Origin of the sequence: Streptomyces albipurpureus (assembly GCF_023701525.1) — a bacterium.
GTDB classification, from domain to species: domain Bacteria; phylum Actinomycetota; class Actinomycetes; order Streptomycetales; family Streptomycetaceae; genus Streptomyces; species Streptomyces albipurpureus.
This window is the reverse complement of record NZ_JAMQAW010000062.1, coordinates 1-10,879: the sequence shown is the minus strand read 5'-3', so window position 1 is coordinate 10,879 and position 10,879 is coordinate 1. Positions and strand designations below refer to the sequence as shown.

The window sequence follows — 10,879 nt, the reverse complement described above, 5'->3', positions numbered from 1 at the left end:
CGCCACCCCGACAGCCTCCCACCCACACGCCCACCACACCCACCGAACTTACAAAAAGATCAGTAAGGTAGATCGAGAGCGTCCGCTCAGAGTTCGACCCCGAACCGACCTCCGTCTCCTTGAATTTCACCTGCCCTTCGATCTGCCCTTGGCCGTTGAGCTTGGTGGCGGTGTTGAACCCCCAACGGCAGAATTCGAACCGATTGAGGACGGTCCCGGGCAGCGTGTGCCCTGCGGGGTTGTTGTTGCACTTCGCCCAGTCGATGACGCCGGGTGCTTTGACCAACCGCTCTGATGCCGCGGGCTTAGTACCGACGGATAAGGAGATGTTGCGGTGGAACGCCGCCTCTCCATCCGAAACGGGCGAGAAACCCAGCGACGGTGTTGGCCCTGCAGGTTCCAGACCTCATGGTCGACCGGGCCCACCCGGCGACGGAACCCGCCGTGAGCAGCGGCAGACAGGTCCTGGGGAGGTTCGCGAGGCTCGGGTTCCCCGGGCGTCACGGGGTCGCCTGGGCGCCGGATGCGCCGACGATGTCGGCGGCGGCCTGCCGGACTTCGTCGTCTGGGGTGTCGGGTTCTGCGGTCACGATCACGATCCGGCCGTCGGGGTCCTTGAGTTGGTGCACGGCGACCGGCAGCCGACCGGCAGCGGCCCGGCCGGCACACTGAACCCGAGACGGGCGCGCCCAGTCGGCTGCTGGTCCTTGGCCGGGTAGACCTCGAAGACAAACCCATCGGCCGACTCGGCGGCGTAGTGCACCGGGCCGGACCCGTGCTTCTCCCGGACCAGAGGCAGACCGAAACCGGCGTAGAAGTCACGGCATCCTTCAAGGTCATGGGTGTAGATGACGAGCGTTGTTGAACGCATTGGGCGTCTCCTAGACGGTGATGCGGAACGAGAAGGACAGCGTGGGCGACGCAAGCCCCGGCAAACTCAGCTACGGAAGTTCTCCTTCAGCCTGTGGCTGCTCCAGACCCACGAGGCTGTCCTACTGTTTGATCCCTGGCGCCGCACAGTCCGTCGTGCTCTCGCCCGTGCCAGACTGAGCAGGGGCCGTCGGCGAACTCGCCCGCCTGTATGCACCGGCCGACTACTGGCTGGACTTCTGGAGATGACTTTTCGGGCCTGGAGACCCGCCTGGACCTGATGAGGCGAGTGCCGCATCAGGTCCAGCAGCACGACTGAGGCGAGGTCCCCGGCCATCGGGCCGGGGACCTCGGCGTCGTTTGGGTTGTACCACCAGGTAGTCGAGGTGGTGATGGACGCTCGGGGAGTACCGCCTGCGCTGGTAGTAGCTAGGAGCCGGAGAGCAGCTCAGGGAGCGGACGGGGCGGCTCTGTGCTCCTGTGAAGTAGGTGGCGTGGGCCACCTATCAGTGAACATGCGTCCTGTCAGGTGGTGTAGCGGTTGATGAACTGGTTTCTCTCGAACTCCCAGGAGGTGGGGGTGGCGGATGCCCAGCTGGTCTTGACGGGTTGGAAGGTTGCGTCGGGGTTGGCGATCCAGGTGAGCATTTTGACGGTGCCGTTGGAGTAGCCGTACATGGCGCCGAGGTCGTCGCGTCCGTCGCCGTTGTAGTCGCCCGGGATCATTTGCATGGCTTGGTAGGTCATGTATCCGGCGGGAGTGCTCCAGGCTTGTTTGGGTGGGGCGAAGGAGCCGTTGCCGGTGCTGAGGCTGACGTAGGTGTGGATGGTGTCGCTGCCGTCGGGGTAGTCGAACCAGGTGGCGATGTCGTCTTTGCCGTCGCCGTTGAAGTCGCCGGCGTGGATGTGGGTGAGGTTCCAGTCGCCCCAGGTGTCGTGGGTCCAGGCGACGGTGGGGGCGGCGAACCCCCCGGTGGGCAGTGCCTGGAAGTGCCAGACCTTGACCCCGCCGGCTCCGTATTTGTACAAGCCCGCGATGTCGTCGCGTCCGTCGCCGTTGAAGTCGCCTGTGGTGATCTTGGTCAGTGGGCGTGTCCAGGTGGTGGAGGTCCAGGTGGCGAAGGGCTTGTTGAAGCCGCCGCGGACGTTGGAGGTGAAGGTGAAGAGGGTGTCGTTGCCGTCGGCGTAGTCGTACCAGGCTGCGATGTCGTCGCGTCCGTCGCCGTTGAAGTCGCCGGCCTGGAGGGTGGAGCGGTTGATGGCGCCCCAGCGGTTGCCTGTTGAGACCCATGAGCTGAAGGGTGCCGCGTAGGTGCCGTTGGACTGGCCGCGGAAGGTCCAGAGCTTGTGGGTGCCGTCGGCGTAGTAGTACATGATCGCTACGTCGCCGTGTCCGTCGCCGTTGAAGTCGCCGTTGACCCTCTTCATCCGGCTTGCGGTCCATTGGCCCTCAGGGGAGGCGAATCCGGTGTGGGGTGCTTCGATACCGCCGTCCGGGGCGCCTTTGAAGACGTGCATGGCGTCGTTGCCGGTGGTGTAGTCGTACCACTCCACCATGTCGCTGCGGCCGTCGCCGTTGATGTCATTGCGGACGGCTGTGCCGCTGGACCACTGGGACTGGCCTTTGGCGTTGTAGACGACGAGACTGCCTCGGTCTTGGAGGAGGGCGTAGCCGTCGCCGGCCGGGGCATTGGCGTTGGTGCTCCATAGTTGGGTGCTGTCGTCGGCGGTGTAGACGGCGAGGTTGCCGCTGGCGAGCACTCGTGCTTTGGCGTTGTTGTTGCCGGCCGTGCCGCTCGACCAGAGGACTGTGTTGGAGTTGGAGGTGATGACGAGGTTGCCGTCGGCCTGCATGGTGAGCTTGGCCGAGTCGGAGGTCAGGGACTGACCGCTGGTGAGGACGGTGCCGGAGGGGATGCGGAGGCCGCCGTTGACTCCGTCGATGAGGAAGGAGGATCCGAGACCGCTGTAGTGGACGCCGGTCTTCACTCCGCGCCAGCCGAAGAGGCTGTTGTCGCTTTTGCGGGCCCATATGTCGGGGATGCGGTCGCCGTCGTCTACGCCGTCCTGGACGTCGTCGCCGTCAAGGTCTCCGGAGGAGCCGATCGTGGGGTAGAGACTCTGCGGCATCAGACCGGTGGCGATCTTCACGCGGCTGGCAGCGCTGCCCCAGGCCGCGGCGTCTAGGACGCCGTTGGGGTCTGCTTTGCCGTAGGAACGGTAGAGGTCACCGGTGGCGTTGTGGCGCAGCAGTAGGTCGGGGATGCTGTCGTCGTTGAGGTCGCCTGGGACGATGACGGTGAATGCGTTCCAGTCGCTCTCGCCGACGAGGACCGGGCGGGGCCGGGTCTCGTCGAGTTGTCCGGACCGGCTGCCGTAGTAGACCCACAAGTACTGGCCTTGTTTGACGAGTATGTCGGGATAGGTGTCGCCGTTGAGGTTGGCGTCTGTGGCGATCTGTTGGGCGTTGTGCCAGTGGTCGTCACCCGTCCAGCCTGGTTCTCCCTTGCACCGGCCGGATGGTCTGGGCACGGGGCACTTGACCGTGAGGCCGATGAAGTTGTCACGGCTGATGACGCCCCCGCCGTTGTTGCGGTAGACCCTCATCTGGTTCTTGTTGGTGTTCTCATTGTGTTCGAGGGATATGAGGTCGTTGTCGCCGTCTTGGTCCCAGTCGCCGTTGTAGGTCACCTGTTGGCCGGGGAATGTCCCGCCGCCGTGGGTGGCGGAGGAGAACTCCCGGTTGCCGTTTCCGGCGTAGGTGAGCAGGGTGCCGTTGGTGTCGGTGTTCCAGATGTCCTTGAAGCCGTCGCCGTTGAGGTCACCGGGTTTGTCCCGTGCCTGGGCGCGGGTGGCGTAGTACAGGTAGGTGGCGGTGTCGGAGCGGTTGCCGGCTTCGTCGACGCTGTAGGCGTAGACCAGGTGCGGGCCGTATGTCGGGGGTGTGACGAATGCGGAGGGCGTGCTGGCGGGGGCGTCGCCGCCTTCGGGGTCGCTGTCGGTCCACCAGTGGTAGGTCTGAACGTCGGTGACGCCGTTGCTGGAGAAGGTGAACTCCGCTTCGGTGCGTGACGGTCCTGTTATCGCGGGCCAGCCTTGTTCGCCGTTGGGGTACTTGTTGTTTTTGGAGCTGATGACGGGTGGTCTGCTCGGCCGGGTGCGGTCGAGGCTGAATTCACAGGTGGTGCTCCAGGCTGAGGAGAGGCCGTCGTGGTCCTTGGCGCGGACTCTCCAGGTGTACTCGCCGCTGGGGGTGCTCGCGGAGGGCAGGACGACAGTGGCAACTCGGCCTTTGATGGCGGGAATACTTGTGTCGTTGACTGGTGTGCTTGATCCGGCGCGGAAGGCCTGGAACTGTGCGGTCAGGTTGCCGCCGTCCGGGTCGTCGATCTTCGCGTGGAGGCTGACTGCGGTGTTGCCGATGCCGCCACCGGCGGTGCAGCTGGTGCGGGGGTTGGTGCCCAGACCGGTGGGGGTCTTGGGCGGCTTGTTGTACTTGATCTCCAGGGTGGCTGTTTTGGGGTCGAGCCTCTTCCAGCCGTGGGTGTCCGTCTCGTTTCCGGCGTACAGGCCCAGTGTCACGCTGGGCTCGTTGTCCGCGGCTGTGGCTTGGACCGCAGCCGTGGCGTCGAACTCCAGGTTTCCGGCGGCGCAGTCGCTGCCCCACCCCTTGGAGTCGTTGACCGTGGACAGCACGGTGCCGATCTTGGATGGTTGGTTGTTCCAGGTTGTCTTCTTCGTGATGTCACCGACCTGGTAAAGGTGGACGGGTCTCTTCTGGCAGGACCAGGACCAGGTGTTGCGGATCCGGAAGGTGGCGTCCTTGACCTGTGCGCCTATGACGTCGCCGGTGTCGAGCTGGAAGAAGGAGCGGGAGATCCGGTTCGACCCGCCGGTCTCGGCCTCGTAGCCGACTCGCACGTCTTCCTTGGAGTCCCAGTAGGAGGTGTTGGGGTAGGCCTTGTAGACGCGGGCCCAGTGTTGTCTCTCACCCCAGGCCCAGCTCGGGTCGATGTACACCGGGTAGGTGGTGTCGGTGCCGGTAAGCAGTCCTTGGTCCGGGACGATGGTCAGCGTGCCGCCGCTGACGCTGGTGGTCATCTGCGCGTCCGTGGCGCCCGCACCGGGCTCGAACATGTCCCCCGGCCCCGAAGTTGCCGCGAGACTGCGTGCCGCTGGCGTGGTGGGGGTGCTGGAGTCCCACATCAGCGGCGTGGGGCTGGTGAACACGGTCTGTCCGACGGGATCGGTGGCCACCAGTGAGCCGGTGTCCGCGTCCTTGGAAACGGACAGACCTACAGTGTCCATCGCGAACTGCAGTTGGGCCAGAGCGGGGTTGGCCGCTGCCTGAGCCGTTTTGACCACCAGGAGCTGTGAGAAGCCCTCCACTTCGGCCTTCAGCTGCAGGTCCACGCCCGAAATGATCTCGGCATAGGTGGCCACATTGCCCGCCAGGGTCGGTGAGGGCAGTGGCTGAGGCCACGTCAGCGACAGCGTACGCCCGTCTTTCACCCCGGTCAGCATCGGGCCGGTGCCGCCTCCGGAGAATTTCACCGCCACTGACGCCGCAGTCGGCACTACCGAACCGTCCGGGGCGAACTTCAGCGTCGGATCGGCCGCCACCCAGCTGCCGTCCCGCCATAGCCGCACCGCCGTTCCGTGACGCTTCACCGAGAACGACCCGTCCGGTTGCGCCCAGGTGTCACTTCCCTCGGTCCGCGCGGAGATCAACTCCACCGGCTGGCCCGAGGCCTGGGCGTCCTGAAGTGCCTTGTCCTCCTCGCTCAGCGACCCGTCGGCGACGGGGTCGGGCAGTGCGGGAACCGAGCCGGCCAGGCCGGATGCCTCCTGTGGGACAGCGTGCGAGGGGCCAGCTATCAGCCCTGAGACGAGAACTCCACCTACAACGATTCCGCACAGCAGACGGGATCTCCGTTTACGCGGAGGAATTCCGCCCATTCCTGGTAGGAACGCCATTCCAGCCCTCTTTTCTTAATGTGTCATTTTCGCGCGAACTCTGTTTCGGTAATTCGCCGTCAGGTTCTCCGGTATTGGCCCCGTACCCGGACTGGCACCCGCGCGTCACGTGAAGGATCGGTGAAGCTTGACATGGCGCACAACCCCGAAGGCCCTCTTGACAGTTCGCTGAACAGCCAATATGGCAGTGGAGTCGCCATCACAGACTGTCCATGTCTGTCAAGGTGGCGTTCCGCTCCCCTTTGTTGATTCCCTATGAAAATAGTTCGGTCGACATCGTTCCCTGACCCATAGTCAGACTGTTATGTTCAGCGGAATTTCGACAGCTGTGCGAGGGGTGGAGGCGTGAGCCGTTTCGGCGTGCGTGGATGGGTGGGGGCTGTCACTGTTGCCCTGGTGGCTAGCCTGCTGCCGGGCATGGCAGCGACAACCGCCGCAGTGGCGGCGACGGAAGGGCCCGATCTTCCCTCGTTGAAGCAGCCGCCGACCGTGGCGGTGAAGAAGATGACCGCCGGCCGCACGAAGCGGCCCGTTGACGCCGCCGCCCGGACCTGGAAGCCGCCGAAGGTCACCTGGCCCGCCCCGGGCAGCGCCATCGTGGACATCGCCGCGTCGTCAACTGCCACCGGTTCGGTTGCGCAGCGAGCCGGTGGCCTCCCTGTTGCGATCGGCTCCATACCCGCGAAACCCACGAAGAGCCGCACCGCCGCACAGGCTCCGGGCAAGGTGAAGGTCACCCTCGCCGACATGGCCGTGACCCGCAAGGCGGGTGTGGACGGGATCCTGTTCTCCGTGGCCCGCCCGGACGCCACAGCACCGGGCAGCGCTCACGTCCAGGTGGACTACACCACGTTCCGCGGCGCCTACGGCGGCGACTGGGCCGCCCGCCTACGTCTGGTCCAGCTCCCCGCCTGTGCGCTGATCACCCCGGACAATCCCGCCTGCCGCATCGGCACACCGCTGGCGACGACGAACAAGACCAAGAGCGGCACCCTTTCGGCCACCGTCGTGGTGCCGGGGACAGCGGACGCCGTCGGCCGTGCGCCTCGCGGCCAGTCCGCAGCAGCAGGAGCGGTCCTTGCGGTCACTGCGGGCGATTCGGGTTTGACGGGCACTTACAAGGCGACTGACCTGCAGGCTTCCGGCTCATGGACTGCCGGCGGGTCGACAGGGGCGTTCACCTGGTCCTACCCCATCGGTGTCCCCTCCGTGCCCGGTGGCCTTCAGCCAAGTATCTCGATGGACTACAACTCACAGTCCGTGGACGGGCGCACAGCCGCGTCGAACAGCCAACCGGGCTGGATCGGCGACGGCTGGAGCTGGGAACCCGGATTCATCGAGCGCCGCTACAAGCCGTGCAACGACGACAAGCAGGGCGGCACCAACACCGCCAAGGTCGGCGACCTGTGCTGGTACAACGACAACGCCACCCTGTCCCTTGGCGGGAAGAGCACCGAACTCGTCCACGACAGCGTGAAGGGCTGGCACCCCGCCAACGACTCCGGCGAGAAGGTCGAGAAGCTCACCGGTGCCTCCAACCCCGACTCGGGGACCGCCGGGGTCGACGGTGTCGGCGAACACTGGAAGATCACATCGACCGACGGCACCCAGTACTTCTTCGGCCTCAACAAACTGCCCGGCTGGCGAGACAACGGTACCGCCGCCGACGATCCGGTCACCAACTCGACTTGGACGAAACCGGTGTTCGGCAACCAGACCGGCGAGCCCTGCTACAACGCCTCGTTCGCATCCGCCTGGTGCCAGCAGGCGTGGCGCTGGCAGCTCGACTACGTCGTCGACCCGCGCGGGAACGCCATGGCGTACTACTGGAAGACCGAGTCCAACAACTACGGCCGGAACGTCTCCGAGACCACCGGCAATTCCACCGTCACCCCCTACATTCGGAACGGCTACCTGGACCGCATCGACTACGGCCTGCGCTCCGGTTCCGCGTACTCCGCGAAGGCCATGGGCCAGGTCCACTTCGGGGTGGAAGAGCGGTGTCTGACGAACTGCGGCACCTTCGATCAGGCGAATGCGGCGAAGTGGCCCGATGTGCCGTTCGACCAGTACTGCAAGGACGGGGCCACTGCCTGCACTGACCAGTACTCACCGACGTTCTGGTCGCGTAAGCGTCTGACCGGCATCTCGACCAAGGTCTTGGTCGGTGGTGTGTACAAGGACGTCGACTCCTGGGCTTTCACACAGAACTTCCCGCCCTCGGGTGACGGCGTATCCACCCCGATGTGGCTGAAGTCCATCACGAGGACCGGCAAGGCCGGCGGCACCGTCGCTCTGCCGCCCGTCACCTTCGAGGGAGTGCAGAAACCCAACCGCGTTGATGCCCTCGGCGACGGCCTCGCGCCATTCATCCGCCTGCGGATGTCGAAGATCGTCACCGAGACCGGCGGGGCGATCGGGGTCGACTACCTCGACCCCGGCTGCACACCGTCCGCTCCCCCGCCCACTGACGGCACAAACAGCACCCGCTGCTACCCGGTGAAGTGGGCCTTCGAAGGCGATACGGCACGGATGGACTGGTTCAACTCCTATGCCGCGCAGCGCGTCATCGAGGACGACAACCTAGCCGCCACGCCCGACACGGTCACCGAGTACGCCTACGTCGGCGGAGCCAAATGGGCCAAAAGCACCGATGAGTTCACCAAGGCCGACGACCGCACCCACTCCATAGCCCGCGGCCACTACCAGGTCGAGACCCGCAAGGGCGCGGGTGCCACCCCCAAGACCCTCTCCGAGGCCCGCTACTTCCGCGGCATAGACGGCGCCGCGGTGAACAACTCCGCCGGCATCGCCGTGACCGACCGGGAACAGTTCGCCGGCATGCTGCGCGAGAGTGCCACCTACAACGGCGACGGCGGCGCCCTCGTCACCGCCACCTCCTACACCCCGTGGCGCTCGGCTCGCACGGCCACGCGTGCCCGGACGGGGCTGCCGGACCTGGAGGCGTACCTCACCGGCACCGAAGCGGAAGAGACCCGCACCACCGTCACCGGCGGATTCCGCACAACCAAGCTCACGCGTGACTTCGACAGCTACGGGATGGTCACTAACGTCTCCGACCACGGCGACACCGCCGAGCCCGGCGACGAGAAATGCACCACCACACAGTACGCACGAAACACCAGTGCCTGGATCCTCAGCACCGTCTCCCGAGTGGAGACGGTCGCGGCCCTGTGCAACGCCCCCGTGAACCGCCCCGCCGACGTCACCGACGACATCCGCACCTTCTACGACGGCGGGACCTTCGGAACCGCTCCCACCAAAGGGCTGATAACCGCCAGTGACCGCATCAACGGCGCGGGGAACGCCTACGACACCGTCATGTCCGTCCCCAGCACCTGCGGCACGAACGCCAACCAACTGTGCGCCGACCAGTACGGCCGTGCGCTAAAGGTCGCCGACGCCTACGCCAAGGTCACCAGCACCGCCTTCACCCCCGCCACGGGCGAGACGCCGACCACAGCCGTCGTGACCAACCCGCTCAACCACACCATGACCGAGCTCCTCGACCCCCTGCGCGGCCAGCCAATCAAAACCACCGACGCGAACGGCAAGGTCACCACCACCGCCTACGACGCGCTCGGCCGTGCCACCAAGGTCTGGACCCCCACCCGCTCGGCAGCGACCTTCCCGAACGCACCGAACTACACATTCGACTACCTGGTCCGCAACAACAACCCCACAGTCGTCACTACGCGGGTCCTCGACCACAACTCCGAGTACCAGACCAGCTACGCCTTCCACGACGGGCTCCTGCGCCCCCGCCAGACCCAGGCGAAGTCACCCGACAACGCCGGCCGCCTAGTGTCGGAGACGTTCTACAACACCCGGGGTGAGGCATGGCTCGCCTCCGGAACCTACTTCGCCGCCGGCGCACCCGCAGCCGTCCTGGTAACCGGCCAGGAGACCCTGTATCCGGCCTCCACCGAGACCGTCTTCGACGGCGCGAGCCGCCCCACCGCGGTGATCGACAAGAAATTCGGCGACGAGACCAAACGCACGACCACCAGCTACACCGGTGACACCACCACCGTCGTCCCGCCCCAAGGCGGCACCACCACCACGACGGTCACCGACGCACTGGGCCGCACCACCCAGCTCCGCCAGCACACCGGCACCGGGCCGGCAGCCTTCCAGTCCACCGACCGCACGTACGACCAACACGGCCGCCTGCACACGGTCAAGGACCCGTCCAACGCGACATGGACATACACCTACGACGTCCGGGGCCGCCAAACCGGGACCAACGACCCCGACAAGGGCACCAGCGTCACCACGTACGACAAGGGCGACCGCGCCATCGCGGTGAAGGACGCCCGGAACACCACCCTGGACACCACCTACGACGCCCTGGGCCGCCGCACCGCGCTGAAGAAGGGCACCACCACCCTGTCGGCGTGGACCTACGACACGATCGCCAAGGGACAGCCCACCTCAGCGACCCGCTACGACGGCACCAACGCGTACATCAGCGAGATCACCGAGTACGGCGACCTCTACCAGCCCGCCTCCACCATGGTCACCGTCCCCGGTGCCACGGGCCAGCCGGCAGTCCAGTACGAGTGGTTCACCTTCTTCGCCGACAACACCGGCCAGCCCGTAGCCACCGAGCATCCCGCCATCGGCGGCCTGCCCGCCGAGACCGTCTCGACCACCTACAACACCAGCGGTCTCCTCGACAGCGTCTACGCGGGCAACGATCCCCTCATCTCCGCAGCGACCTACGACCACTACGGCCGCACCTCCCGCCTGGAGTACGGGGAGTTCGCGCGGCAACTCTTCATTACCAACGAATTCGACGACCACACCGGCAACCTGACCCGCGCATACAAGGACCGCGAGGTCGCGCCACAGCGCATCGAGGACACCCAGTACCACTACGACCCGGCCGGCAACATCAAGCAGATCGCCACCGCCTACGGGCAGGACACCTCCCGCACCACCGACACCCAGTGCTTCGCCCTCGATGCACTGCGCCGGATCACCGAAGCCTGGACCAACACCGGCGAGG

General features: G+C 65.9%; 4 protein-coding genes. 1 reads left to right on the top strand and 3 read right to left on the bottom strand.

Annotated elements, in window-relative coordinates:
• The 3 genes from NBG84_RS33720 to NBG84_RS33710 all read right to left on the bottom strand — a co-directional run.
• Positions 1-286: hypothetical protein (locus tag NBG84_RS33720; protein ID WP_250923483.1), on the bottom strand; the 286-nt coding region annotated here is incomplete at its 3' end.
• A gap of 306 nt (positions 287-592) precedes the next feature.
• Entirely contained in the window at positions 593-871 is a 279-nt protein-coding gene (locus NBG84_RS33715; RefSeq protein ID WP_250923482.1) for a VOC family protein, read from the bottom strand.
• Between the two features lie 524 nt (positions 872-1,395).
• A complete protein-coding gene (locus NBG84_RS33710) occupies positions 1,396-5,847 on the bottom strand; it encodes an FG-GAP-like repeat-containing protein (protein ID WP_250923481.1) in 4,452 nt (1,483 codons plus the stop codon).
• 417 nt (positions 5,848-6,264) lie between these two features.
• Here NBG84_RS33710 and NBG84_RS40845 point away from each other — a divergent pair.
• A partial coding sequence (locus NBG84_RS40845) for an RHS repeat domain-containing protein (RefSeq protein ID WP_285368505.1) occupies positions 6,265-10,879 on the top strand: 4,615 nt, incomplete at its 3' end.

Excerpts from the sequence above, each read along its gene's own strand:
- NBG84_RS33710 (WP_250923481.1), bottom strand. The coding sequence starts at position 5,847 with ATGGCGTTCCTACCAGGAATGGGCGGAATTCCTCCGCGTAAACGGAGA.
- NBG84_RS33715 (WP_250923482.1), bottom strand. The coding sequence starts at position 871 with ATGCGTTCAACAACGCTCGTCATCTACACCCATGACCTTGAAGGATGC.